Raw genomic sequence first — 25,350 nt, 5'->3', positions numbered from 1 at the left:
CTCCTCTCATAGCGTCTCCACGTCTAGAATCGTCACCACGTCGCCTTCGCCGAGGACCGCGGCACCCGACAGACCGGGGATGCCCGAGAGGATTCCCTCGAACGGTTTGACGACGACCTCTTCCTGACGGCTCACGGCGTCACAGTGGACGGCGACAGTTCGCTCGGACTCCTTGATGCGGACGAGCATCCCGTCGCCGTTCTTGGTCTGGCCGGGGACGTTCAGCGCGTCGCCGAGTCGCACGAGCGGGAAGACCGTGTCGTCGTGGGTGACGACTTCCTCGCCCTCGACGGTCTGGACGTCCTCCATCCGGCGAATCTCGTCCACGTTCTTGATGGGGATGCCGTACTCCTCGTCGCCCGACTGGACGAACAGGACCTTGACGATGGCCACGGTGACCGGCAGCGAGAGGCTGATGGTCGTGCCCTCGCCGGGCGCGCTATCGACTCGAATCTCGCCGTCGAGACGCGAGACGGTGTCCTGCACCACGTCCATCCCGACGCCTCGACCGCTGACGTCGGTCACCTCGTCGTTGGTCGAGAACCCGGCGTGGAAGACGAGTTTCTGGGCCTCCTCGGTGTCGAGCTTCTCGGCCTCCTCGCGGGTCATGACGCCCTTCTCGACCGCCTTGGACCGGATGCCGTCGGGGTCGATACCGTGACCGTCGTCCTCGACTTCGATGGTCACGCGGTCGCGCTCGCGGAAGCCGCGGAGTCGGATGGTCCCCTCCCGAGGCTTGCCCGCCGCCTCGCGCTCCTCGGGCGGTTCGATGCCGTGGTCCACCGCGTTTCGCAGGAGGTGCATCAGCGGGTCGCTTATCTCGTCGAGGATGGTGCGGTCCAACTCGATGTCGGTCCCCTCCATCTCGAAGTCTATCTGCTTGTCCTGCTCGCGCGCGAGGTCCCGAACCAGTCGCGGGAACTTGTTGACGACCTTCTTCAGCGGGACCAACCGCATGTCCATCACGGTGTCCTGCAGACTCGACGTTATCTTGTCGAGTTCGTCGAGGTGGTCCTCCGCGCTGTCGAGTTGGGCCTGTTCGACCGACCGCCGGAGTTTGATGCGACTGGTGACCAACTGCTCGACCTGCCCGTGCAGGTCGTCCAACTGGTCCACGTCCACGCGGACCGACTGTATCTCCTCTATCTCCTCGGCGGACGCGTCGTCGGACCCGCCGTCTGAGTCGGGGTCGTCCGAATCGGCGGTCTCGACCACGTCGGCATCGGTGAAGTCGTCTGCGTCCGTCGGTTCGTCGGCCGCGTCGGTCTCGGTGGCGTCGACGGGAGCATCGTCAGCGCCTGCGTCGGTGTCGTCGGTATCGCTGACGTCCGCGTCGCTCACGTCAGCGGCGTCCGTCGCCGCCTCGCCGTCCGCACCGGTCTCGTCGCCGCCCGCATCCGTCGAACTTTCGACGTCGATGTCGTCCGCGTCGAGCGGGGTCACCGTCCCGGCGTCGATTTTGCCGACCGACCCGACAACGGCCTCCACGTCGCCAGCGCTCTCGCCGACGACGAAGGCGTCGAAGCCGTCGTCGTACTCGCCGTCGTTGATGGCCTCGACCCCGGGGACCGTCCCGAGGAGGTCGAGGTCCCGTTCCAGTCCTTCGAGCGCGAACATCGCGTCCACGCCCTTCATCTGGGGGTCGCCCATGTCCACGGCCACGTGGAACACGTCGCCGTCGGCGTCGGCCAGCACCGCGGGGTCCTCGAACTCGTCCACCGGAATCTCGTCGCCGGTCGATTCGGAACTCGCGTCGTCGCCCGAATCCGGGGTCGCGGACTCCGCGTCGGCGTCGTCCGAGACCGTCTCGCCGCGCTCGATGACGCCCCGAATCTCCTCGATGGTGTCGTCCGGGTCGATGTCGGACTCGCCGTCGTCCTCTATCTGACCGAGCGCGCGGTCGATTTCGTCCACGCCCGCGAACACGAGGTCCATAATCTCGGGCGTGACCTCCATCCGGCCCTGCCGAATCTCGTCCAGCAGGTCCTCGATGGCGTGTGCGAGGTTGCTCTCGTCTTGGAAGCCCATCGCGCCGAAGTTGCCCTTCAGCGTGTGGGCCGTCCGGAAGATTGAGTCCATCGCGGCCTCGTCGGACGGGTCGTCCTCCAGTTCGAGCAGGGAGTTGTTCAACTCCGTGACGTTCTCTTCACTCTCGCGTATGAAATCCTGTAAGTAGTCGTCCATGTATTATCACCCGTTATCGCGAATCGTGTCCAGAATCGCCTTCCCCACCTCGTCGGCCGGGCGCACGCTATCGACGCAACCGGTCTCGATGGCGCGGGCCGGGATGCCGAACACCGAGCAGGTCTCCTCGTCCTGCGCGACCGTCGCACCGCCCGCTCGCTTTATCGCTTCGATGCCCGCCGCGCCGTCCGAACCCATGCCGGTGAGGACGACGCCGGTCAGCGGCCCGTCTATCTTCTCGGCGGCCGTCTCCATCGTCACGTCGATAGCCGGACGCACGCCGTGGAGCGCCTCGTCCTGCTGGAGGCGAATCCGGAGGCGACCGTTTCCGTATCCCGCGACCTCCATGTGGTAGTCGCCCTTCGCCACGACCGCCTCGCCGCCGCCGATGCGCATCCCGTCCTCGGCCTCGCGCACGTCGTACTCGCTCCGACGGTCGAGGCGCTCGGCGAACCGGCCGGTGAAGCCGTCGGGCATGTGCTGGACGACGAGCACTCGGAGGTCGGCCTCCAGCGGGAGACTCGACAGCACGCGCTCGACGACTCGCGGGCCGCCCGTCGAGGCCCCGACGACGAGCGTCGGACTCTCGACGTAGCCGTGGTCCGTCTCGAGCGTGCTACTGCTCCGGGTGTTCACGTCGTCGACCGACTCGGGGTCCGCCCGCGTCGCGGACGTGACTTTCTCGACCAGCGCGTCGCCGTGGGCCGAAATCTCCGTTGAGACTTCGCCGCCGGGCTTGGCGAGGAAGTCCACCGCGCCCTTCTCCAGCGCCTCGAACGTCGCGTCTGCGCCGTCCTCGGTGTGCGCCGAGAGCATCAGAATCGGGACGGGGTTCGTCTCCATTATCTCCTCGACGGCCTCGATGCCGTCCATCCGGGGCATCTCGACGTCCATCGTCACCACGTCGGGGTCGTGGGCGGTCACGGCTTCGACGCCCTCCTCGCCGTCCCCGGCCTGTGCGACGACATCGATGCCGCCCTCTTCGAGGATGTCGGAGATGACCGTCCGCATGAAGTGAGAGTCATCGACGACGACGGCTTTGGTCATGCTGAGATTACGTCCTCGATTGCGTCCATCACGCTCGGTTTCTGGAAGGGTTTGGTGATGTAGCCGTCCGCGCCCGCCTTGATAGCGGCCTTCATCTTCTCTTCCTGACCGATACTCGTACACATGATGATGTTCGAGTCGGGGTTGGCCTCCTTGATTTCGGTGGTGGCCTCGATGCCGTCGCGAATCGGCATCACGATGTCCATCATCACGAGGTTGGGAGAGTGTTCCTCGTAGAGTTCGACCGCCTCGACGCCGTTCTCGGCCTCGCCAGCGATTTCGAACTCCTCTTCGAGAATCTCCCGCAGTAGATTCCGCATAAATTCCGAATCGTCTACGATGAGTACGTTTTTCGCCATCTGATAGTCACCTGCCGGTTGGTTTGAAACGGGGTGAAATAAATTCTCCCCTCCGATTATCACGACTGATGCTGGTCCGAACTCGCCCGACGACACACCGTTCTCGGTCGGTCGGTGCGAGGCGACTCGAATCGGGACTGACGTGCCGGGTCATTTCAACTGTCCTATGATAGCGTCGATGTCTAACCAGACCACGAGGTCGAGTCCGTCGCCGTTCTGCTTGCGGATGATGCCCCGCGAAATCTGTTCCTCGATGCCCCGCGTGTCGAGGTCCGAGAGGTCCTCGTCGGTGTCTATCTTGCTCTCGGGGTGGTCGGTCACCTCCAGCACCTCGTCCACTCGGATGCCTATCTTCTGCTTGTCGTCCGGACGGTCGAGGACGAGGACGTTCTGTTCATCGCCCTCGGGCGGTTCGCCCTCGATGCCGAGGAACGTCCGGGGGTTGATGATGGCGGTGGTCTCGCCCCGGAGGTCCATCACGCCGTCGATGGAGTTGGGCGTCCGGGGGATTCGCGTCACCTTCTTTATCTCTACGATGCTGTCCACTTCGTCGATATCTACCGCGCAGTAGTCCTCGCCGAGTCGGAACTCCACGACCTGTTTCGTCGGGACGTCTTCGACTTCCGGCGAGTCGGTCTGTTCGGTTCCGTCGTCGGATTCGACGTCGGTCTCCTGAACCTCCATGGCGCTCTCTGATTCGAACATCGAAGCCGAGGTTATAAAACCCGCCCTCGCCTCTCGCAGATGATAATTGGACCGCCGGGGAAACGCACTTGTCGGCGCGACGTGACGACGAGCGTATGGTTCGCGCTATCCGCGTCGCCCTCTGTTGTCTCCTCGTCGCGTCGCTGGCGTGGTCGGTCGTTCCGTCGACCGCTGCTCCGCCGCCTCGACCGCTCTGTGACGCCTGCGGAGAGTCGTTCGAGGCGACCGCCGCCTCGGAGGGCGTCACCCTCTCCGTCGAACGAAGCACCGCGACGCTCACGGTGCACGGGAACGGGAGCGCCACGTGGGTCGTCCGAAACCGACTCGCCGACTCCGAGGGCGTCGAGCGACTGCGCGAAAACGCCGGTCTCCGGACCGACGTGGCCGACCGCGCGATGTGGGACACCGAGTTCCTCGGCGCGAGCGTCTCGTCGGCGGGCGTCCTGACCGCGCGCTACCGCGAACCCAACTTCGCCGAGCGGTCGGTCGGGGGCGTCCTGCGCTCGGGCGCGTTCACCGAGGCGTACGGCTACCGGAACCTCGACGGTCTCGGCGCGGACCGCCTCGTCGTCGTCGCTCCGGACGGAATGCGCGTCGGTCGGACGGTGCCCGGCGCGACCGTTTCGGCCGACGGCCGACGGACGACGCTCACGGAGTTCGACGACGGCGGGTTCGTCACGTTCGTCCCGGCCGACACCGCTCTCGAACCGGTGTCGAGCGCGCTCGCTATCTGGTCGCTGCTCGGTCCGGTCGTGGGGACGAACCTCCTCCTCTACGCGGTCCTCCCCGCTTCGGTGTTCGGTCTACTCGTCGCGGCCCTCGGGGCCGGAATCTCCCGGTTCCGCCGGAACGCCCGCTCGTCGGCGACACCGTCGGTCTCACCCTCGCCGTCCTCGGCGTGCTGGTTGCAGGCCTCGCGCTCCTCGGTGGCGGTCTCTCGCTGTTCGGCGGGGCGGCCCCATTCGCGTTCGGCGTGGGTCTTATCGCCGCCGCGCTCGGCGCGTCACTCTCTCGGAAGTCCCTCCGGGACCGAGCGACCTACTGCCGACTCGTCGCGGGCGCCGCGTTCGGAGTCCTCCTCGCCGCCGGAGCGACGCTCGCCGGTGCCCTCGCGTTCGGCCACGGAGTGACTCGCTCGGTTTTCACCGGGCTTCCGGGACTAATTCCCGTGTTTGCGCTCTTCCCCGCGGGATACGCGTTCGGTCGCGGGAACCGCCGTCTCGCGGTCGCGACGCGACGGTCGGACTCGTGCTCTCGGTACTCCCGTTCGCGTCGTTCGTCTCGCCGACCGCGCGGTTCGGCCAGTTCGTCGCCCTCTTGGGGACGACGTACGCGGTCGTCGTCGCCCTCGCCGGGACACCGTTACTCGTCGCGGGGATGTCGCTCGCGGCGTCTTCCTCGACTGCCGAAACGCCGACGCCAGCGAACTCGGAGTAGGTTTGCTTCCGAGGGTCCGCGAAGTAGGTTCCAGCATTTCGGTCGAGAACGGCGGAGCTAAGTCAGTATCGTCTGGGACGAAAACGGTGTGGACGTCAGTCTCGGGTCGTTTCAGACGTTCTCGGGCGGGAACACCATGCCGCGGTCGTCCTGTACCGCCTCGAAGAGGTCCGCGATGGTATCGTCCGGGCCGAGGTCGTAGGCTTCGAGGATGGACTGGAGACACGACGGCGAGTAGCGAACTCGAACGTTCGATTCGGTGAGCAGGATGCCCAACACGTCTTCGACCGCGGTCTCGGTGGTCAACTGCTGGGCGTACCATCGAAGGAGGCTGTCGAAGACGGTGCCCACGTCGTCGGAGAACATCTGCTGATGGGAGATAGCGTCGTCGGCTTTCGCGCTGACGTGGAAGCCGTACTCGGCGCTGACTCCCTGCAGGTCGTCCTCCAGCCACTGCTTCACCGTGCCGGAGTCCACGTTACCGCCCGACGCGGGTGCGCTTCCGTGTTGGTCGTCTGCCGCTGGACGTTCCGTCGCCGAGGACTCGGCCGACGCCGCAGCCGAGTCGTCCGCCGCACCTGTGCCGGTATCGTTCGCAGGAACGTCGGGCCGGTCGTCGGTTCCGATGACGTATCTGTCTTGGTCCAGCGAGACCACCTGCTCCTCGTCCTCGATGTCGAGTTCGTCTGGCGAGAGCGCCGACCCGTCGTTGGCACTGGTGGCCTCGTCAGGTCGCAGTGAGGCGCGTTCGTCGGGGTCCCGGCCGTCGTCCCGCGGTGGACTCATTGTGGGTCGGTACCGTTCGATTTCACATAAACCCACCGCCTACACCGGCGAACCGTCCGACGAGTCGTACTCCCGTCCTCTCGTGAGGCGACGGTCTTCGAACGACGAGGAGAGGGGCCTGCTCGTCGGTCGCGGCTTTTGGGTCCTCCGTCGGCACACGGACCGACAATATTTGCCGCACGAGGACGGCTCTTCGATGATTTCGACGATTGTTGTAATAGGGATTTATTATCGTCGAACTACTCGCATCGAACACTCAGATGAGCGTTCAACGTCCGACGACATCGACGAGAGAACTGCCGACGGAACTGGAGTCGCCGCGCGCGAAACTGGTGTACCTCTACCTCCTCCCCGACGCGGCGTCGATAGACGAACTACAGACCGACCTCGGCGTCGAGAAGATTACGCTGTACAGCATCCTTCGCACGCTCAGAGAACGAAATCTCGTGGAGAAGCGGGACGGGAAGTTCGCGGTAGACGAGTAGTTACTCTTCGTCCTCTTCGGGACAGAGTTGCTCCGGGGTGCGCTCGTAGCGGGGTGTGGCGACGAACTGCTCGATGCGCTCGCGTTCTTCTTCTGACAGGGGCATACGCGTTGAGACTCACGGCAACACCAAAAAGACAGTGGCTACTGTCAGTGAATCCGACTGCTATACCGCGAATCGCTACGTCGCCGCGGTCGAAACGAGTGCCTACCCCAACAACCCTTTTATCGCTGAACGCCAGAAAACACAGGTGGGGGAGCATGTTTAACAGCGATACGACCGCAGTTAGAGGGGTCCAGTATGGCTGAAGAGGACGACAAGTATCCCGAGGAGTCGGGACGCAGGCGGTTCGTGAAGGGCGTCGTGGGAAGCGCCGCGCTCACGGGCGTCGGCACCGCGGCGGCAGCGAGCATCAACGCGGCGACTGCGCCGACCGGGGCGGGCGGGGGTATCACCCAGTACTTCGGCGTCGAGAACGTCGCCGGCCCCGCACCGCGGGGGATGCCCCAGATTCCGATAGAGATAGACGACGACGGATTCGTCAAGGGAGTGTGGCCCGAACCCGAGACCGTCACCGAGCAGGGTCGCGAGGTGACGGTCGCCGAGATGGAACTGGGCGGTATTACCTACTCCAGTGAGTGGTTCCAGTACTGCGGCGTCCAGACCTATCCCGGCGTCAAACCCGACGCCGACCAAGACAACTTCTTCCGGTACGCGGGGTCGCCGCCGTACGAGTGGCAACAGGAGCAGGTGGAACCCGGCGACAAGGTCAACGTCGAGGACTTCAGCAACTACGTGGACTGGGGGAACGGTATCGGCGAGGCCGGGGCCGGTAAGCCCGCGCTCGTGACGTGGCGTTCGCAGGACGTGCCACCCGGCGGCACGATTCCGGTCCAGCTAATCCGGAGTACGCGAATCGAGAAGATGGTGGACCAAGGCGACCAGTGGCTCGCGGCCGCCACCGAACAGGGGTTCCTCGCCAACATGAACAAGTGTACCCACTTCTGTTGCGTCCCCGGATTCAAGGCGCTCGCCGACAGTCGGCAGTTCGGCGCGGCCAACGAAATCTACTGCCAGTGCCACCAGTCGGTGTACGACCCGTTCAGCATCGTCGAGTTGTCGTTCGTGGCGCTGCCGCGCCCGGAGGAGTAACCGAACGTCCCCGCGACCGCCGGACGTCCACTCCGTCGAGTCCCGAAGACCGCCGACACTGTTCAAACCCGTAACTTGTCAGTTACAGTAGGCGGCAACAAACGTTTTGTACCGCCGGTCAGCATCCACCCGTATTGAAGCGACTCCTCTCCGCAGCCGTCGACCGAGCCAAACGCCTGCTGGGGTCGTCGGCTTCCGATACCGCCGGACGTGACGCGAGCGCCGGAGACGACAGCCCCGACCTGTACGAGTGCGAGGGTTGCGGGACCGTCTTCATCACCGAACCGAACCAGTGCCCGTCCTGCGAGGACGACGATTTCTCGAACGTCGGAAAGTTCGAGTAGCCCGGCCGGTCGAGTCACCCCGCCTCGGCTTCGGGAGTCACGCCGACGTCGAGCGGACGACCCTCCACTTTCGAGACCGCGCTCGACTTAGAATGCGGGCGCTTATCTCGCTCGCACACCGAGTGTCGGGGAAGCACCTCGTTCAGGTGGTTTCCCTATCATGCCTACAGCGAAACGCAATGTGGTTCTGGTCGCGCTCGCAGTCGTCGCATCGGTCGCGGTCGTCGGCGCGACCGTCTCGCTCGTCGCGCAGGACGACACGACCGACTCCGGAGCGACCCCGACGCTCACCGCCAACTGGGTCAGCGACACCGGCAGGAACATCACCGGCAATCACCACGTCGCGGTCGGCGGCACCGTCGGCGACCAACCGTTCGTCTTCGCACCAATCAGCGGCGAGACGGCCGGCGGCGGGCAGAGCCACGGCCACCGTCATGACCACGCAAACGGCGTGACGAACGAGTCTGCGGGATGCGGACTGGTGGCGCTGAACGGAACGAGTGGCGGCGTCCGGTGGGCCTACGAGGTTCCCCCGGCCAACTGCACCATCCACTCCATCGCCGACCCGACGTTGGCTGATATAGACGGCGACGGCGTGACGGAGGTCCTCGCCACGTCGACCGAGAAGACGGTGGCCGCCTTCGACCCGCGGACGGGCGACACCGAGTTCCGACGCAACCTCTCGGCCTACGGCTACACCCGGCCGGTCGTGGCGAATTTCACGGGCGACGCGCGACCGGAAGTCGTCGTCGTGGACGTTCATGGGACGGTCTTCGTCGTCCGGCCGGACGCCAACTCGACCGATAACGACTCGCAGGGCGTGGCCGACGCCGAGACCGTCTGGACGCGGAAACTTCCGGCCGACTACGTCTGGGGACAACCGTACGTCGAGGACTTCGACGGAGACGGCGCACCGGAACTCGCGGTCGCGCTCGGCAACGGACGACTCGTGATGCTCGAGAACGACGGGAGCATCGCGTGGAATCGCTCGGTCGGCGCTGGCGACTCGGTGACGTGGTTCACGACCGGACAGGCCGACGACGACCCGCCGGCCGAACTCGTGACGGCCACCTCCGGCGGGAACGTCTCGCTCCTCGACGGCGACGACGGAGAACTGGTCTGGCGACAGTCCTTCGGCGCGTACGCCGCGGTCGATGCGGTCGGGGACGGTGACGGCGACGGAACCGCGGAGGTGTACGCGACCGCCCGCGACGGGAACCTCCGGGCCATCGACGCGACGTCGGGCGACGTCGAGTGGACGACGAGTCTGACCACGGTCAACCCCCAGATGACGCCGCCGCCGGTCCTCGGCGACGTGGACGACGACGGCGACGACGAACTCGTCGCGGCGTCGAACGACGGGCGCGTTTCCATCGTGGACCCGACTTCGGGAGAGATACTGGCGTCCTACGAGCGTGAGACGCCGCTCTGGACCAACCCGACGCTGGCCGACATGGACGACGACCCGGCACCCGAGATTCTGACGATGTACGGTGACGGTCGAGTCGCGGCGCTGTCGTACGAAAACGGGACCGAGTAACTGAGCGAAAACGTGCGGCGGGCCGCCGAGCGAGGAGAGTGCGCCCGGCGGAGGTCCGTCGCGTCACAGGTCTCGGGAGTCGTCGGGCAGGGTCGCTTCGCGTTTCGACGCGGAGACCGACGGGCAGTCGGAACCGCGTCGAGGCGGTCGGTCACCGCCTGCCAGAACGGAAGACGGTGTATCACTTAAAACGACGACAGACTCCCGACCGTTTCACGGTGCGTAGTATCAGACGGGGAGAGTGACCGTGTCCCGAAAACCCGAAACTGCTGCAACCGGCAAGAGGTTTCTTAAGCCTCCGTGAGAGTGGACTAATCACCGGCACGTACCTCCGGTAGCGTGCCAGCCACTCCACCAATGGACTTCGAAACCGCGTTCGACCTACTGAGTAACGAGTACCGACGCGCCATCGTGGACGTCCTCGACGAAACCGGTCCCGTCTCCCGCCAGCAACTGACGACGCGACTCCTCGCCCGCGGCGTCGGCCCGGCCGACGCTTCGGACCGACCGACCCGGCGACGGCTACGCATCGCGCTCCACCACAACCACTTACCGCGCTTGGCCGACGCCGGCGTCCTGACCTACGACGACGAGCGGGTCGCCCCGACCCCCGAACTGGACGCCACCGTCGAGTGGTTGGAGGAGTCGGGACCCGACACACCGAGTACCGCCATCGACCTCGGCGACCAACTGACGAAGTTCTACGCGTAGCGCGACCCGCTTTTCGTCTCGACGCTGTGATTTTTCGGAGACGTGACGCCTGTACGGGAACCGCAACGAAGAAGACGAGCCGGAAATTCGAAGCCAGGGGTGGGATTTGAACCCACGAACTCCCGATTACAAGTCGGGTGCTTGAACCGCCCAAGCTCCCCTGGCGCGTACAGCGTCGTTCTCGCTACTCCTTTGTGAGCGTATCGCTTTCGACCGATTTTTCCAACTCGACTCGATGCGGAGCGTAGCCGTGGCGTCGGTAGAACCGACGGGCGTCGTCGTTGGCGGCCATCACCTCCAGCGCGAGGGCGTCTGCGCCGCTCTCGGCGAGTCGTCGTTCGGCCGCGCGAAGCAGTTCCGACCCGATTCCCTCGCCGCGTCGCTCGGGCACGACGAAGATGTTCTGGACGACGCCGCGAGTCACGTCCTGTTCGTAGTTGCTCGACTCGGTCCCGAAGGTGACGAAGCCGACGATATCGCCGCCGTCGGTTCTGGCCACCAGCAGTTCGTCGGCGACCGCGCTCTGGGCGATGGCCTCTCGAATCGCCGACCGGTTCGCGTCGGCCGACAGGTGCGAGTCGAACTCGCGCTGCTCGGCGGCCAGTTCGACCCACCGGTCGGCCACCGCGTCGGCGTCAGCCGTGCTCCCGAGTTCGACGGAGACCATTCAGTCGCGTAGCGCTTCGACCGCTGGCAGGTCTTCGCCCGTGAGCATGTTGAGCGCCGCGCCCCCGCCCGTACTCACGTGGTCGAACCCGTCGATACCGTACTTCCGGATGGCCGCGGCCGTGTCGCCGCCGCCGACGATGCTGTAGTCGGCCGCCGTCGCGGTCTCGAAGAGTTCGCGGGTGCCGCGAGCGAAGGTCTCGTCCTCGAAGACCCCCGCGGGACCGTTGAGAACGACGGTGCCCGAGTTCCGGACGACCTCGGCGTAAGCGTCGATGGTCTCCGTGCCGACGTCCATCGCGGCCTCGTCCTCCTTCGGGGGGAGCGAGTCCACCGAGAGTTCGTGGCGTTCGCCGTCGCGTTCGACCGCCACGTCCACCGGGAGACGGATGCGGTCGCCGTACTCCTCGAGCAGGTCGGCCGCGCGGTCGATTTCGTCCCAGTAGCCCTGTTCGTAGACGAAGTCGGCGCTCGCGTCACCGAGGTCGGTCCCGTCGGCCAGCAGGAACACGTTGCCGACGACGCCGGTCGTCAGCACTTCGTCGGCGAGACCCCGTTCGAGGACGCTCTCGACCACCGCCATCGAGTCGGGGACCTTCGCGCCGCCGACGACGTAAGTCCGCGGTTCGGGCGTGCTCTCGATGTCGCCGAGAACGTCGAGTTCCCGCTCCATCACCCGGCCGGCGTAGCTCGGAATCCGAGTCGGGAAGCCGACGATGGAGGGTTGCGAGCGGTGTGCCGCGGCGAAGGCGTCGTTGACGAAGGCGTCTAGCACGGGGACGAGACCGTCCACGAGTTCGGTCGTCCCGGCGCGTTCGGGCGGGAACTGCATGTACTCCTCGCTGTAGAAGCGGGTGTTCTCCAGCACCACGGCCTCACCGTCCCCCAGATTCTCGACCGCGCGGCGGGCGTCGGCCGAGAAGGTGGCGTCGGAGTACTCGACGGGCGCGTCGAGTAGTTCGTCGAGGCGGTCGGCGTGCGGGCGGAGGTCCCTGAACTGGTCTCCCCCGGGACGCCCCTGATGGGCGAGGACGGCCACCCGGCCGCCCCGGTCCAAGAGTTCCGAGAGGGTGTCGAGGTGGGCACGCAGGCGGGCGTCGTCGGCGAGGTCCCCGTCGTCGGTCAGCGGGCTGTTGATGTCGATACGCACTCCGAGCGTTGTCCCTTGGACGGCGAGGTCGTCCAGGGTCTCTATCGGCATGTACGTGACTCCGATAGCCCGAGTCATATATGTGTCGGGCTGGCTGACAAATAAAAATTCGCCTCCGAGTAAACTTTCACCAAAGGGTGTGTTTAGTTCACAAGTTGCAAACTTTTTTATACCCGGTCTGAGACCTTCTGGTAGACTATGACAGGCACGGAAAAGTCGCGGCGCGCGTATCTGAAGACGACGGCAGCGCTCGGTGCTGCAGGCGTCACCGGTCTCTCGGGGTGCATCGGCAGCATCTCCGGCGGCGGTAGCGGCGAGGGCGGTGCCGGTCCCATTCACATGGGTTCGATTCTCCCGATTACGGGTTCGCTGAGCGCCTACGGAGGCGGCATGCAGAAGGCAGTGAACCTCGCGAAGGAACACGTCAACGACGCGGGCGGCCCCCTCGGTCGGACGGTGAAGGTCCACAACAAGGACAGCGAGACCAAACCGAGCAAGGCCCAGCAGAAGTACAAATCGCTGGTCAACGAGCAGAACATCGTCGGATTCGTGGGCGCGGCCTCCAGCGGGGTGTCGGTTCCCCTCGCCAAGAACGTCGCCGCCGACGGCGTGATGCAGGTGAGTCACGCGAGCACGACGCCAGCGCTCGCCGAAATCGGCTACAACGAGGACGAGACGGTCAAGTACTTCGGCCGGACCGCGCCCAACGACGGCCAACAGGGTCTCGTGATGGGCCGTACGATGAACGAGGACAAGTACATCGGTGCGGACAAGGCCGCGTTCCTCCACGTCGCGAACGCGTACGGCAAGGGATTGGCAAAGAAGGCGAAGGAGGCGTTCGACGGCGAGACGACCGCGGTGGTCCCGTACGACAAGAAGTCCTCCGACTACACCTCGACGCTCGACAAACTGTTCGAGGACGACCCCGACGCCATCGGGTTCGTCGGCTACCCCGGCAACGGGAAGACCATCCTCAAGCAGTGGGACGACGGCGGGTACGGCGGCGAGTGGGTCCTGAGCGAGGGTCTGAACGACGAGGGGTTCTTCAACAGTCTGAAGTCCATCACCGACGGGATGTATCTCGCGTCGCCGAGTCCAGATTCGTCGAAGAAGAGTACGACGGCGTTCAACGAGGGAATGGGCGACAAGTCCGGGACGCTGTTCGCGGCCCACGCCTACGACGGACTGTTCCTCCAGGCGCTGGCCATGCACAAGGCCGGGAAGGCGTCCGGTAAGGCCATCGCCAAGAACATCCGGTCGATGTCCCGAGAGGGGACGAAAGTGTACGCCGGACAGTTCCAGAAGGCGAAAGACCTCATCGACGACGGGGAGGATATCAACTATCAGGGCGCGTCGAGTCCCGTGGACATGAACGAGTCGCTCGAACCGCTCAACAAGTTCGCCATCATGCAGATTCAGCAGGGCAAGCGGAAGCAACTCGACACCATCGAACGGTCGTGGTTCGAGGGCAAACTGTAGCGTACTCGTCACCACCGGAGGTGACATCTTTCACTTCGTTTTGGCATCGAATTACGGAACCGTTTCCAGCTCTTCTTCGTCGTTGGCCGGACTCGATTGAACTATCCCGACGGACCGTGGTAAGCATACACAATTGTTTATTGGTACCGCGTCGTGTGATACGTCGGAGATGTCAGAGAACTACCGAACGACGCGACGGGTGTATCTGAAGGGCGCGACGGCCGCGGGGGTGGCCGGGTTGACCGGACTGTCAACGTCCGCAGGTGCCACACAGGGCGGCGCTATCCAGATGGGGTCGATTCTCCCCATCACGGGTGCGCTCAGCGCCTACGGGAGCGGGATGCAGAAGGCGGCGAATCTCGCGGCCCAGAACGTCAACGACGCGGGCGGACCGCTCGGACGACAAATCAACATGAACAACGCCGACAGCGAGACCAAGCCCGCGCGGGCGATTCAGAAGTACAACTCGCTGGTCAACGAGGCGGGCATCATCGGCTTCGTGGGCGCGGCCTCCAGCGGGGTGTCGGTCCCGTTGGCGCAGAACGTCGCGGCCGACCAAGTGATGCAGGTCAGCAACGCCAGCACGTCGCCCGCATTGGCCCAGATAGGGTACAATCAGGACAAGAGCGTGAAGTACTTCGGCCGGACCGCGCCCAACGACGGCCAGCAGGGCATCGTGATGGGCCGCATCATGAACGAGGACAAGTACATCGGGGCGGACAAGGCCGCGTTCCTCTACGTCGACAACCCCTACGGACAGGGACTTGCCGAGAAAGCCAGCGCACAGTTTAACGGCGAGACGACCGCGATGGTCGGCTACAGCAAGCGGTCGAGCGACTACACTTCGACGCTCGACAAGGTGTTCAACGGGAATCCTGACGCCGTCGGGTTCGTCGGCTACCCCGGCAACGGTCGTACCATCCTCAAGCAGTGGTCGAACGGCGGCTACGGCGGCGAGTGGGTCCTGAGCGAGGGCCTGAACTCCAAGGAGTTCTTCAACAGTCTGAAATCCATCACCGACGGGATGTACCTCGCATCGCCGAACCCCGAGCAGACCCAAGGTGCCACGAAGTTCGAGGAGATGATGGGCGAACAGGCGGGAACGCTGTTCGCGCCCCACGCCTACGACGCCCTGTTCCTGCAGGCGCTGGCGATTCAGGCCGCGGGCGAGGCCTCGGGAACTGCCATCGCGAAGAACATCCGGTCGGTCTCGCGGCCCGAAAGCGACAGCGGGCAGGTCGTCACGGTCGACGAGTTCCAGAAGGCCAAGGACCTGCTCGGCAACGGCGCGGACGTCAACTATCAGGGCGCGTCGAGTCCCGTCAACCTCAACGAGCGACTCGAACCGCTCAACCAGTTCGCCATCATGCAAGTCCAGAGCGGTTCGACCAAAGTGCTGGAGACGATTCCGCGGTCGTTCTTCGAAGGGAAACTCTCCGACTCCGGACAGTCCACGACGACCACGACGTAGGAGAGGTTAGACGACCGACGCTGATTTTTCGGTCCGCGAGTCCAGCGACGGTAGGTGAGCGGGAGGCGAACGCCGACGCGAGGGTTGAAGTAGGATGACGGAACGAATCTCGTCCGGACGCCTCGCGCGGTTGCGGACGAGTCAGTGAGACCGTCCCGGAACTGCCAGTCCGACTAACCTGAGAGGGCTGAGCCATACTTACCTGGTCGTGTCCGAACGTGGAGACCTATCGCCGGTTACGAGACGGAACGCCGAAACCGCGGTCGAGAAGAGAGGTTGTTAGTCGTCGGTCGCCGTCTCGCCGGTATCGCCGGCGTCGCCGCCACCGGCCCCGAGGTAGAGTTCGGTCACTTCCTCGTTGTCGAGGAGGGCGTCGCCCGTGTCCTCGAAGCGGTTCTCGCCCATCTCCAGCACGTAGCCCCGGTCGGAGTTCCGCAGGGCCTTCCGCGCGTTCTGCTCGACCATCAGGATGGCCGTGCCCGACTCGTTTATCTCGATTATCTTCCGGAACACCTCGTCCACTAAGTCCGGCGCGAGACCCGCCGAGGGTTCGTCCACCAGCATCAGGTCCGGGTCTACCATCAGACCGCGGCCCATGGCGAGCATCTGCTGCTGGCCGCCCGACATGGTTCCGGCCTTCTGGTTCTGTCGCTCCTCCAGAATCGGAAACCGGTCGAACACCTCTTCGAGGGCGTCGTCCGGCAGTTCGTCGAGGATGTACGCGCCCATCTCTAGGTTCTCTCGCACCGTCAGATTCGGGAACACGTTGTCCACCTGCGGGACGTAGCACATCCCCTCGCGAGTAATCTCGTCCGGCCGGAGGTCGGTGATGGCCGCGCCGTCGAACGTGACCGACCCCTCCCAGCAGTCGATGAGACCGAACACGGCCTTCATGAACGTGGACTTCCCGGCGCCGTTCGGTCCGATGATGCAGACGATTTCGTCGTCCGCGACGTCCATCGAGACGCCGTGGAGAATCTGGGCGTCGCCGTACCCCGACACGATATCGCGGGCTTCGAGTAGTGCCATCGGTTATCCCCCCAGATAGGCGTCCACAACTCGCTGGTCGTTCTGTACCTCTTCGGGCGTGCCTTGCATGAGTTTCTTACCTTGGTCCATGACGATGATGGTGTCCGAGAGGTTCATGATGACCTCCATGTCGTGTTCGACGATGCAGAACGTGTAGCCCTGCTCGCGGAGACTCTCGATTCGCTCCAGTAACTTGTCGGTCAACGCGGGGTTGACCCCGGCGACGGGTTCGTCCAGCAGGATGAGGTCTGGGTCGGTCATCAACACTCGTCCGAGTTCCAGCAGTTTGCGCTGGCCGCCCGAGAGGTTGCCCGCGTACTCGTTGGTGAGGTGGTCGATTTCGAGGAACTCCAGCATCTCCACCGCGCGCTCGCGCACCGCCGCTTCCTCCTCGGCGACCGCACCGCGCCGGAACCACGCGTTGGTGAGGCTCTCGCCGCGCTGGTCCTGTGGCGCGAGCATCAGGTTCTCCAGCACGGTCAGGCCCTGTAGCTCGCGCGTGAGCTGGAACGTCCGGGAGAGACCTTCTTGGGAGACGCGGAACGGACGCTTGTTCTTCACGTCGAGGTAGTCGTTCTTGACCTTCTCCTCGGCCTGATAGAGACCGGCACCGACGCCAGCGCCCACGAGCGCAGCGCCGCCGAGACCGAGCGTGGAGACGCCGGCGGTCGCCGCGGCCGCGAGGCCGACGCCGCCGAACGTCATCCCCGAGGCACCCATCCAGATACCCTGCTCGGTGTCGCTCGGGCGCATGATGTCCTGCAGGTCGGTGCCGCGATACCGAATGTCCCCGCTGTCGGGTTCGTAGAACCCGCTGATTAGGTTGAACGTCGTCGTCTTCCCGGCACCGTTCGGACCGATGAGACCCGTGACGGTGCCCTCCTCGACTTCGAAGGTCGCGCCGTCCACGGCGGTGATGCCGCCGAACGTCTTTCGCAGTCCTTCGACTTCGAGTATCGCTTCGCCAGTTCCGTGCGTCTCGGGTTCGGATTCGACTGTCTCGCTCATTCTTCTGCCACCTCCGCGACGGTTCGTTTCTCGCCCCACAGCCCTTCGGGGCGGTAGTAGAGGATGACGATGAGGAGCGCGCCGATGAACGCGAGTCGAAGCGCCTGCACCGACGAGCGCGCCGCTGTCGGGAAGAACGCGGCGATGTCGGCGGTCGCCTTCTGGAACGCCCAGTAGATGGTCGCGCCCAGAATCATCCCCTTGTTGTTGGCGGTTCCTCCGATGATGAGCGCGAGGAACGCGATGAACGTCACCCGCGGCGCGAACATCGTGTGAACCAGACTCTGGAAGTAGATGGCGGTCAGTCCGCCGGCGAACCCGGCGAGCGCCGACCCGAGCATCATGCTCTGGACCTTGTAGGCGAACGTGTTCTTCCCGAGCGAGGTCGCCACGTCCTCGTCCTCCCGGATGGACTTCAGCACCCGGCCGAACGGCGACTCGACCGTAATCTCCGAGAGGTAGTACAGCATCGCCAGCGACGCCAGCGTGAGTACCAGCAGGAACCGGGTGTAGTCGAACGCGGCGGTCCCGCCCTGGAACTTCAACAGCCAGAGCAGGTTCTGAACGCTGTTCTGCACGACCGCGCTCGCCCCGGCGCGCTGGAACGGGACGATGTTGGCCATCACGAAGTACCGGATGACGAACAGCCATATCGCGCCGACACCGACGATACGGACGAACTCGACGCCGGAACCGAATCGGTCCCAGTTCGACCCGAGGTAGTAGACGCCGTAGAGGAACGCGGCGAGCAGTCCCATCGTGACGAACAGTCCGACGCTGCTCATCGCGTCGCCCGACCCGCCGCCGAGGACGATGAGCGGAGCGAAACACGCGACGAACACGACCGCGAGACCGAGCGCGACGCCGAAGTCGCGGCCCGAGAGGTCGCTGTATCGGCGGACGACCGCGACGGCACCGAACACCCACGTGAACAGCGACGCCGCCGCGAGGAAGACGAACGCGACCATCGGCGAGTCGCCCACGAGGAACGCGACTCCGAAGGCCGCCGTGGCGGTGACGGCACCGGCGAGCGGAGCGTACCGCCGGTTCGCGCCGTAGAAACCCGCGGTGACGGCGGCGAAGACGACGAGACCGAAGACGAAGTCGAGGTTCACGCCGAAGGCCGTCCACCACTCGAACGCTTGCCACGCGACAGCGCCTGCGGCCAGACCGAACAGCGCGCCGGCACCGAGCAGGAGTCGCTGTTCGGAGTCGCTCGTCCGGGTCCGCGAGCGTCGGGCCGCGACGTAGCCGACGCCGAGCATCGTCAGCGCGAGCAGACCGTCAACGACCCATCCGCCGATACCGGGGGTGCCCGAGATGGTGCGGTCCCGGGTCACGCCACCGTCGGAGCGCGCGTCCGACGCGGCCTGCGAACCCTCGGCCTCTCCACCGTCGGCCGCGACGTCGGTCCCGCGCTCGGTGCCGACCTGCGCGAGGAGATACGTCGCGACCGTCCAGAGGACGAGGACGACGAACCCGAGGAGTGCGGCGGCCCCGAGCGTGTCGCCGGGCAGCGGGAAGTACGTGCGGAACGGTTGGCTGAATCCGCGGAGCGAACCCGGACCGTTCGCGAGCCAGCCCTCCGACTGGACGATGCGCTTCAGGATGACCGAGATGCCGAGGACCGCGATTGCGAGGTAGTCCTCCCGCAACCGAATCGCCGGAAGCGCGACCAGCATGCCGAGGAGTCCGGCGGCGAGCGTCCCGACCGCGATGGCCGGGAGCCACGGCCAGTTCCACCCGAGCACGTACGTGGCGAACTGCTGCGTGCTGGGCGGCGGCAGGACCAACAGCGCAGTGACGTACGCGCCGGTCAGGTAGAACGCCACGTGCCCGATGTCGAGCAGGCCCGTGTAGCCGAACTTGATGTTCAGTCCGAGCGCGAGTATCGCGTAGATACCCACGATGATGCCGAGCGAGACGAGGCTGGATGACAGTGCCATGTTAGGTGCCTCCCGTGATTCCTTCGGGTTTGACCAGCAGGACGACGAACAGGATGGCGAACGCGATGGGGATTCGGTAGGTCGAACCGATACCCGGAATCGCGTAGATGCCGACGTCCATCGACAGGCCGACGATGTAGCTCCCGAGAATCGCGCCGTACACCGACTGAAGCCCGCCGAGGATGACCCCGGCGAACATCGGGAGCAGGAGGAAGAACCCCATGTTGACCGTCAACTGGCTGAACAGGACCCCGAGCATCACGCCGCCGACCGCCGCGAACGCCCCGGCGATTATCCACGTCGCCATCATCACGCGGTCGGTGTTGATGCCGGTAATCTTGGCGAGGTCGATGTTGTCGCTGGACGCCCGCATCGCCTTGCCGAGTTTGGTCTCCTGTAGCAGGAAGTGGAGCAGCGCCATCATCCCGACCGCGATGAAGATGACCGACGCTCGCATCAGCGAGAGGCGGATTCTGGTCGAGAACGACGACGATTCGGGAACCGACCCGCCGCCGGCCAGCAGGAACAGCAGCGCGACGAACGTCGCGATACCCGCGACGGCCGCGCTAATCTTCGGGCCAATGGTGTGGCCGGTGCCGTACCCCTCGTCCCCGCCGCTCCGCCAGCGGTAGACCGCGAACGCGGCCCCGAGCGTCAGCGCGACGAGCGCGACCACCGCGAGCCACGAGTAGGCCGCGGTGAACATCGGTTGGGCCGGAGTCGGACCGGTGTCGATGACGTGCATCGTGAGACCGCTTCCCGTGACGTACAGGTCGAAGAACTTCGCCGCCGACAGGCCCACGTCGTAGCCGAACACGCTGCCGACCTGCGGGACGACGTAGGTCCGGACTTCACCGCCGTAGAACGCCTGCGTGCCGAACCGGAGCACGAACGAGAGTCCCAGCGTGACGATGAGCATCGTCGCGAGCGAGGCGTCCTTCGCGCGGAACTTCTGGAAGATGACTTTCTCGAGGAAGGGAGCGACCCACGCCAGCACCAGCGCCGACAGCAACAGTCCGGCCCAGATGGACGGGAAACCGAGGCTCACGACGACGCCGAGGGCCGCGGCCGCGACCGCGTGGACGCCGAGCGCGAGCGCCGGACTGGGGTCGCCGGGCCACCACGACCCCTTCAGCGCGGACGTTCCGCCGAGTAAGTACACGGACGCGAGCGCCGACCCGGCCGCGAGAACGAACAGGACGGCGAATCCGACCGCGGTGAGTTCGCGGGCGCGTCCACCTGCGTCAGCAGTTCGAAGACCGGCACCGTCGCCGGTTTGTTGACGAACAGCGCCATGTACGCCCCGAGCATGAGGAGTTCGCCGTGTGCGAAGTTCGGGACCTCCGCGATGTTGTACACCAGCGCCAACCCGATAGCGCCGAGCGCGACGATACTGCCCGTAACTAGTCCCGTCACGACCGCGTTCGCCAACCCAGTGCTAGGTGGCACGTGCCACCACCTCTCTTGCCATCTTGTCACAACCTACCATATGTCGTATCTCGCAAGCCCGACCTATTTGGGTCTTGCGCTTTTTCACAGTCCGAAGAGACGGGGATACGAGATAGAAGGCGGGTGACAGTTGAATTATCGTGTCAGACGGGCGTACCCAACCACACATTCCGCGTTAAATGGCAGAAATGATAGGAGAGGGGCGATGACCGACAGCGACTCTGAGGCTACACGTTTCGGCAGTTGACGCAGATGAGTTGACCGTTGACGTTGGTGAGTTCCCTACTCAGCGTTCCGCACGTCTCGCAGATGCTCCGGTCGGAGTACTCGTATCGGTGGTCGCCGTCGGCCGCGGCGTCGGCGGGTTCGTTGCTCGTCGGTTCTCTCCCCATCCTGTCACTACCGGCAGGGGTCCCCACGTCGAGGGTGGTCTCCTCGCGCAGCGACGGGACACCCGACAGCGAGGCCGACGCCGAGATTACGTCGCGTTCCGAGAGGACGCCGACGACTTCGGCGTCGTTGGTGACCAGCAGACGACGGATGTCTTCGCGCGACATCGTGCCCGCGGCTTCGGGGAGTTCGAGGTCGGCGTCTACCGAGACTATCGGTTCGGACATCACCGCCGATACGTCCGTCTCGGCCGGGTCGCCCTCCTCGGCGACCAACGCGATGACGTCAGACTCGGTCACGATGCCGACCGGTTCGCTCCCCCGAAGGACGACGACGCACCCGACGCCCTCCTCGTGCATGAGTCTGACCGCGCCCAAGACCGTATCAGATTCGCTAACCCCGACGTACTCCCGGGACATCACGTCCCGGACGGTCACTTCGCCTTCCATGTGTGAACGATTGACACTGGTTCTCTAAAAAGTATCCCCGGCAGTTTTAAGCCTACGAGCGACCTATGGTAATAGTTAGCAGGTGAAAATGCGGGGGACTGCGCGCTCGTAGGGGACGAACCCGACCTCGGGGACACCGCGTGCTACTAGTCGGAGTGGAACCCGGTAACAGGACGTTTCATCGACCGCGATGCGGCGAGGTTTCGAGCATTTCCACAGACGCAGCGGTTCGGGCCAATAGCGAGGCGTAGGTTTCGAGAACGAACGGAGACTCGAACGCCGGTCCTACCCTCGGTCGACACGGTACCGGAGGACGAGTGCTGGCCGAAAGACGACTACCGCGATGGCTCGCCCGGTCAGTCGATGACGACGCGGTCGCCGTCGTCGCGGCAGTCTTCGAGCGCGTGCTTGGCCGCCATTCCCGCGGACTGGGGCGTCGCCGCCTGTCCGACGCCGACTTTCAGTTCAACCTCGACGGTCTCTTGGACGTGCCGGACGGTGTCCTCGTAGGCTGCCGCGTCGAGGTCTGGCGAGACCGCGATGACGTTGTCGCCGCCGACGAAGAACGAGAGACCGCCGTGGGCGCGCCGGAAGTACCGCATCAGTTCGGCGTACCCCTGTTCGATGTGGATGAACGAGTCGAACGCGTTCATCTCGTCGGTGTACTTCCCGGTGGCGTCGTTCACGTCGAAGTGGGCTATCTGGACGTCGTCGTCCGTCCGCTCGTCCGGGTCGAGACAAGTGCCACGGAGAATCTCGGTCCGGTCGGCCTCCTGTGCGCTTCCGGCGTCTTGGATGTGTTCGGTCGCCGTGGAGAGCGCCTCGACCGGACTCGGGTCCGCGCCGACGCCGAAACTGACGGTGACCGGGTAGCGGTTCCCGACCGACTCCTGTATCATGGCGTGGTCGGTCTCGTCCATCCCGTTCGTCACGGCGACCATGTTGTCGAATCGGGTGAAGAAGACGTACCCCTCGCGGTTGCCGACGAGTTGGGAGAGGTCGGCGTAGAGACGCGACTGGAGGGTCTGGAGGTCCACTTCCCGACGCGGTTCTGGCGTCACGGTCCACGGTCCGTAGTTGTCGATCTGAATCAGAGTGACCTGCGCGTTCGTCACAGTTGGGCGGAGATTTGTGGCGGCGGCTTATAAGCTATCCTATTTCTGATAGAGGTTCCAGAAGTGAGAACGAACTGGTCGCCGAGCGGTGCCAACGGGTTCCGAGAGTTTCGATACGAACCGAATCGGTCGCGGAATCGTCCGGGATTACCGGACGAAGTGACTGTACGGTCGGACTTCTTCGATATATCCGGGTTTTCGGAAAATACTCGTCCATCCACGGCCGGAATTACTATACGCACATCACAATACTTATCCCCGTAACCAACATATGTCTAATTGCAATGGCAGAAGGAAACGTTGATTTCTTCAACGACACCGGCGGCTACGGTTTCATCTCGACGGACGACGCGGACGACGACGTGTTCTTCCACATGGAAGACATCGGCGGCCCCGACCTCGAAGAGGGAACTGAGGTAGAGTTCGACATCGATCAGGCCCCCAAAGGCCCGCGCGCCACGAATCTGACGCGCCTTTAAATTACGCTTTCAGGCCGCCTCACGGCGGGTGAATGCGCTTTTCCGTACACTTACTTCCGGCGAGCGACTGCTGGACCGGGGTCCCGGTTCCGCGGAGCACCGCCAGGTTTTCCATATCGCACGAGACTGTGGCCAGCACGCGTCCCCCGGCGTAGCGTGCGCGCGGAAATCTCGCGGTAATCAGACACCTCTAGCGACGAGAGGGAGAAACCAATTCCGAGGGATTCAAACGGGAGTCAGTCCTGCATCTCACCAATGACCATCCCGTCGTTCGTCGTCGGCATCGCGGGGGGCACCGGGGCCGGGAAGACGACGGTCGCCCGCGAGATTACCGAGGAAGTCGAAGACGCCGTGACGCGCATCCCGATGGACAACTACTATAAGGACCTCAGTCACATGGCGTTCGAGGAGCGCGAGGAGGTCAACTACGACCATCCCTCGGCGTTCGAATGGGAGTTGCTCCGCGAACACATGGACGCCCTCCTGTCGGGCCAGACCATCGAGATGCCCCAGTACGACTTCTCGATTCACAACCGGAAGGAGGAGACCGACACGGTCGAACCGACCGACGTCATCGTCTTGGAGGGCATCTTCGCGCTCTACGACGAGGACGTGAACGAGATGCTCGACATCAAAGTGTACGTCGAGACGGACGCCGACGTGCGCATCCTCCGGCGAATCGAGCGCGACGTGGTGGACCGCGGGCGCGACTTGGAGGGCGTCATCGACCAGTACCTCTCGACGGTCAAACCGATGCACGAGCAGTTCGTCGCGCCCACGAAGAAGCGTGCCGACATCATCATCCCCGAGGGCGCGAACGCCGTCGCGGTCAACCTCCTCGAAGAGAAGGTCCGCGCCGAGACTTACACCGACTCGGGGTCGGCGTGGACGCTGAGCGACGAGGGCGTCGAACGCGACGACGGCGAACGCCTCGCGGTCACGGGGCCGGGAACCGCCGAGGCGACCCGAGACGACTCGGAGTTCGGCGATGGAAAGCGCGGTGAGGCGGAACGCAACGACGCGAACGCCGACGCTCACGAGCAGAAGTGGCGCGACGACGCGAACGAGTAACCGAGACCGTCGAGCGGCGACGCAGAAACAGCGAGAGCAGGACTCAGGCGCTCTTCTTCTCGGGGTTCTCGCCCTTCGGATGGTAGTCCCAGAATCCGCCGCGGCGCATCCCCGCGCCCACGGCCTTGTGGAAGTCCACGATTGTCTCGAACTCCTCTTCCTCGACGTGTTCGAAGATGTCGCCGACGCTGACGACGCGCTTGTAGTTGATGCGAACCGGTTCGTCGGCGTGTTCCTCGACGAACTCCCGCTTCGAGAGCGGGAAGTCCTCCTCGTCGTCGAGTTTCTTGGCGAGAATCGCCATGCCGTACTTGCGTCCGCCTTCGCTCCCTTCCTCGCCGTCGGGGTCGTGCGGCCAATCCATACCCGGAACGTGGGACGGGCCGTAAAAAGAGTTTACCGTTCGTCCGAGCGACTCGCAGGGACGGTCTCAGTCCGCGGGGACGCCGCCGCGTTCGACACCTTGTCGAGAGATACCTATTGACTAACGTGAATTTATGGGCCGTCCGGACGCAGGCAGACCCATGGCAGACGTGACCATCACGACGACGGATAGTCTCGACGGCCGCGAAGTGACCGAGTACCTAGACGTCGTCTCCGGGGAAGCGATACTCGGCGCGAACGTCGTGAGCGACATCGCCGCCGGCATCAGGGACGTGGTCGGCGGTCGGAGCGAATCGTACGAGAAGAAGGTCGAGAAGGGCCGGACCGAGGCCATCGAGGACCTCCGCGCCGAGGCGGAGGAACGCGGTGCCGACGCTGTGGTCGGCGCGACGTTCGACTACGAGGAGATGGGCGAGGGCATGCTCTGGGTCAACCTCTCGGGGACCGCAGTCAAGACGAGGAGCGAGTAGGGGAGAGTACTGCTGTTTCCGGTCTTTTCAGCGGTTTGTCCCGG

27 protein-coding genes and 1 tRNA gene are annotated in these 25,350 nt (G+C 64.7%); 12 read left to right on the top strand and 16 right to left on the bottom strand.

The genetic code is table 11. From position 1 onward, the window contains the following. Positions 1-6: 6 nt before the first annotated feature. The 4 genes from FXF75_RS06795 to FXF75_RS06780 all read right to left on the bottom strand — a co-directional run bounded on the left by FXF75_RS06795 (position 7) and on the right by FXF75_RS06780 (position 4,295). The gene (locus FXF75_RS06795) at positions 7-2,184 is read right to left on the bottom strand and encodes a chemotaxis protein CheA (protein WP_163520917.1); all 2,178 of its coding nucleotides are present in this window, start codon (positions 2,182-2,184) and stop codon (positions 7-9) included. 6 nt (positions 2,185-2,190) lie between these two features. After that, entirely contained in the window at positions 2,191-3,231 is a 1,041-nt protein-coding gene (gene cheB / locus FXF75_RS06790) for a chemotaxis-specific protein-glutamate methyltransferase CheB (RefSeq protein WP_163520915.1), read from the bottom strand. After that, a complete protein-coding gene (gene cheY / locus FXF75_RS06785) occupies positions 3,228-3,590 on the bottom strand; it encodes a chemotaxis protein CheY (protein ID WP_163520913.1) in 363 nt (120 codons plus the stop codon). The genes cheB and cheY overlap by 4 nt, the downstream gene beginning before the upstream one ends. 150 nt (positions 3,591-3,740) lie before the next feature. After that, entirely contained in the window at positions 3,741-4,295 is a 555-nt protein-coding gene (locus tag FXF75_RS06780; protein WP_240334509.1) for a chemotaxis protein CheW, read from the bottom strand. 95 nt (positions 4,296-4,390) lie between these two features. Here FXF75_RS06780 and FXF75_RS06775 point away from each other — a divergent pair, with 95 nt between their 5' ends. Next, positions 4,391-5,425, top strand: a complete 1,035-nt coding sequence (locus FXF75_RS06775; RefSeq protein ID WP_240334508.1) for a hypothetical protein — start codon at positions 4,391-4,393, stop codon at positions 5,423-5,425. Positions 5,426-5,543: 118 nt separating this feature from the next. After that, positions 5,544-5,732, top strand: a complete 189-nt coding sequence (locus tag FXF75_RS22475) for a hypothetical protein (protein ID WP_240334507.1) — start codon at positions 5,544-5,546, stop codon at positions 5,730-5,732. A 111-nt stretch (positions 5,733-5,843) separates the two neighbouring features. Here FXF75_RS22475 and FXF75_RS06770 read toward each other — a convergent pair whose 3' ends face one another. Then, positions 5,844-6,518, bottom strand: coding sequence for a hypothetical protein (locus FXF75_RS06770; protein WP_163520912.1), 675 nt, complete (start codon positions 6,516-6,518; stop codon positions 5,844-5,846). Positions 6,519-6,778: 260 nt separating this feature from the next. Between FXF75_RS06770 and FXF75_RS06765 the strand changes: the two genes are divergently transcribed. From FXF75_RS06765 to FXF75_RS06745, 5 genes are all read left to right on the top strand, one after another. Next, a complete protein-coding gene (locus tag FXF75_RS06765; RefSeq protein WP_163520910.1) occupies positions 6,779-7,003 on the top strand; it encodes a helix-turn-helix domain-containing protein in 225 nt (74 codons plus the stop codon). A 300-nt stretch (positions 7,004-7,303) separates the two neighbouring features. Beyond that, positions 7,304-8,155, top strand: a complete 852-nt coding sequence (locus FXF75_RS06760; protein ID WP_163520908.1) for a ubiquinol-cytochrome c reductase iron-sulfur subunit — start codon at positions 7,304-7,306, stop codon at positions 8,153-8,155. A 134-nt stretch (positions 8,156-8,289) separates the two neighbouring features. After that, positions 8,290-8,499, top strand: a complete 210-nt coding sequence (locus tag FXF75_RS06755; RefSeq protein WP_163519533.1) for a hypothetical protein — start codon at positions 8,290-8,292, stop codon at positions 8,497-8,499. A gap of 160 nt (positions 8,500-8,659) precedes the next feature. Further along, positions 8,660-10,039, top strand: a complete 1,380-nt coding sequence (locus tag FXF75_RS06750; RefSeq protein ID WP_163520906.1) for a PQQ-binding-like beta-propeller repeat protein — start codon at positions 8,660-8,662, stop codon at positions 10,037-10,039. Positions 10,040-10,396: 357 nt separating this feature from the next. Next, complete coding sequence (locus tag FXF75_RS06745) at positions 10,397-10,750, top strand: hypothetical protein (protein ID WP_163520905.1); 354 nt, start codon at positions 10,397-10,399, stop codon at positions 10,748-10,750. A gap of 91 nt (positions 10,751-10,841) precedes the next feature. Here FXF75_RS06745 and FXF75_RS06740 read toward each other — a convergent pair. The 3 genes from FXF75_RS06740 to FXF75_RS06730 all read right to left on the bottom strand — a co-directional run bounded on the left by FXF75_RS06740 (position 10,842) and on the right by FXF75_RS06730 (position 12,617). Next, positions 10,842-10,915 (bottom strand) — tRNA-Thr (locus FXF75_RS06740). Between the two features lie 19 nt (positions 10,916-10,934). Next, positions 10,935-11,417 carry an N-acetyltransferase gene (locus FXF75_RS06735; protein ID WP_163520903.1) on the bottom strand — a complete coding sequence of 161 codons (483 nt, stop codon included), beginning with the start codon at positions 11,415-11,417 and terminating at the stop codon, positions 10,935-10,937. Further along, positions 11,418-12,617, bottom strand: coding sequence for a phosphoglycerate kinase (locus tag FXF75_RS06730; RefSeq protein ID WP_163520901.1), 1,200 nt, complete (start codon positions 12,615-12,617; stop codon positions 11,418-11,420). It abuts the gene before it with no gap. A gap of 147 nt (positions 12,618-12,764) precedes the next feature. On the opposite strand from FXF75_RS06730, the gene FXF75_RS06725 reads away from it, so the two are divergent. Next, positions 12,765-14,045 carry an ABC transporter substrate-binding protein gene (locus FXF75_RS06725; protein ID WP_163520899.1) on the top strand — a complete coding sequence of 427 codons (1,281 nt, stop codon included), beginning with the start codon at positions 12,765-12,767 and terminating at the stop codon, positions 14,043-14,045. A 169-nt stretch (positions 14,046-14,214) separates the two neighbouring features. Further along, positions 14,215-15,516, top strand: coding sequence for an ABC transporter substrate-binding protein (locus FXF75_RS06720; protein ID WP_163520898.1), 1,302 nt, complete (start codon positions 14,215-14,217; stop codon positions 15,514-15,516). 279 nt (positions 15,517-15,795) lie between these two features. Here FXF75_RS06720 and FXF75_RS06715 read toward each other — a convergent pair whose 3' ends face one another. The 7 genes from FXF75_RS06715 to FXF75_RS06685 form a co-directional block, all read right to left on the bottom strand. Then, positions 15,796-16,545, bottom strand: a complete 750-nt coding sequence (locus tag FXF75_RS06715) for an ABC transporter ATP-binding protein (protein WP_163520895.1) — start codon at positions 16,543-16,545, stop codon at positions 15,796-15,798. Between the two features lie 3 nt (positions 16,546-16,548). Beyond that, positions 16,549-17,553 (bottom strand): ABC transporter ATP-binding protein, encoded by a 1,005-nt coding sequence (locus tag FXF75_RS06710; protein ID WP_163520893.1) that lies wholly within the window; start codon positions 17,551-17,553, stop codon positions 16,549-16,551. Beyond that, complete coding sequence (locus FXF75_RS06705; RefSeq protein WP_163520891.1) at positions 17,550-19,499, bottom strand: branched-chain amino acid ABC transporter permease; 1,950 nt, start codon at positions 19,497-19,499, stop codon at positions 17,550-17,552. Before FXF75_RS06705 ends, FXF75_RS06710 begins: the two co-directional genes overlap by 4 nt. 1 nt (position 19,500) lies before the next feature. Beyond that, positions 19,501-20,661 carry a branched-chain amino acid ABC transporter permease gene (locus FXF75_RS23290; protein ID WP_163520890.1) on the bottom strand — a complete coding sequence of 387 codons (1,161 nt, stop codon included), beginning with the start codon at positions 20,659-20,661 and terminating at the stop codon, positions 19,501-19,503. Further along, positions 20,631-20,948: a hypothetical protein gene (locus FXF75_RS06695; protein WP_309221761.1), complete on the bottom strand. Its 318-nt coding sequence runs from the start codon at positions 20,946-20,948 to the stop codon at positions 20,631-20,633. Before FXF75_RS06695 ends, FXF75_RS23290 begins: the two co-directional genes overlap by 31 nt. Positions 20,949-21,175: 227 nt before the next feature. Beyond that, complete coding sequence (locus FXF75_RS06690) at positions 21,176-21,787, bottom strand: cyclic nucleotide-binding/CBS domain-containing protein (RefSeq protein ID WP_163520888.1); 612 nt, start codon at positions 21,785-21,787, stop codon at positions 21,176-21,178. Between the two features lie 356 nt (positions 21,788-22,143). Then, positions 22,144-22,902 carry a GTP cyclohydrolase IIa gene (locus FXF75_RS06685; protein ID WP_163520887.1) on the bottom strand — a complete coding sequence of 253 codons (759 nt, stop codon included), beginning with the start codon at positions 22,900-22,902 and terminating at the stop codon, positions 22,144-22,146. 284 nt (positions 22,903-23,186) lie between these two features. On the opposite strand from FXF75_RS06685, the gene FXF75_RS06680 reads away from it, so the two are divergent. Continuing rightward, on the top strand, positions 23,187-23,381 hold the full coding sequence (locus FXF75_RS06680; protein WP_163520885.1) for a cold-shock protein: 195 nt from the start codon (positions 23,187-23,189) through the stop codon (positions 23,379-23,381). A 255-nt stretch (positions 23,382-23,636) separates the two neighbouring features. Further along, complete coding sequence (gene udk / locus FXF75_RS06675; RefSeq protein ID WP_240334506.1) at positions 23,637-24,452, top strand: uridine kinase; 816 nt, start codon at positions 23,637-23,639, stop codon at positions 24,450-24,452. 43 nt (positions 24,453-24,495) lie between these two features. Here the strand turns inward: udk and FXF75_RS06670 are convergent, their stop codons facing one another. Next, entirely contained in the window at positions 24,496-24,816 is a 321-nt protein-coding gene (locus tag FXF75_RS06670; protein ID WP_163520884.1) for a DUF5785 family protein, read from the bottom strand. 160 nt (positions 24,817-24,976) lie between these two features. Here FXF75_RS06670 and FXF75_RS06665 point away from each other — a divergent pair, with 160 nt between their 5' ends. Next, positions 24,977-25,306 carry a YbjQ family protein gene (locus tag FXF75_RS06665; RefSeq protein ID WP_163520882.1) on the top strand — a complete coding sequence of 110 codons (330 nt, stop codon included), beginning with the start codon at positions 24,977-24,979 and terminating at the stop codon, positions 25,304-25,306. Positions 25,307-25,350: the final 44 nt, after the last annotated feature.

Origin of the sequence: Halorussus sp. MSC15.2 (assembly GCF_010747475.1) — an archaeon.
GTDB lineage: Archaea > Halobacteriota > Halobacteria > Halobacteriales > Haladaptataceae > Halorussus.
The sequence above is the reverse complement of the archived record's forward strand: the minus strand, read 5'-3'. Positions and strand labels throughout refer to the sequence as shown.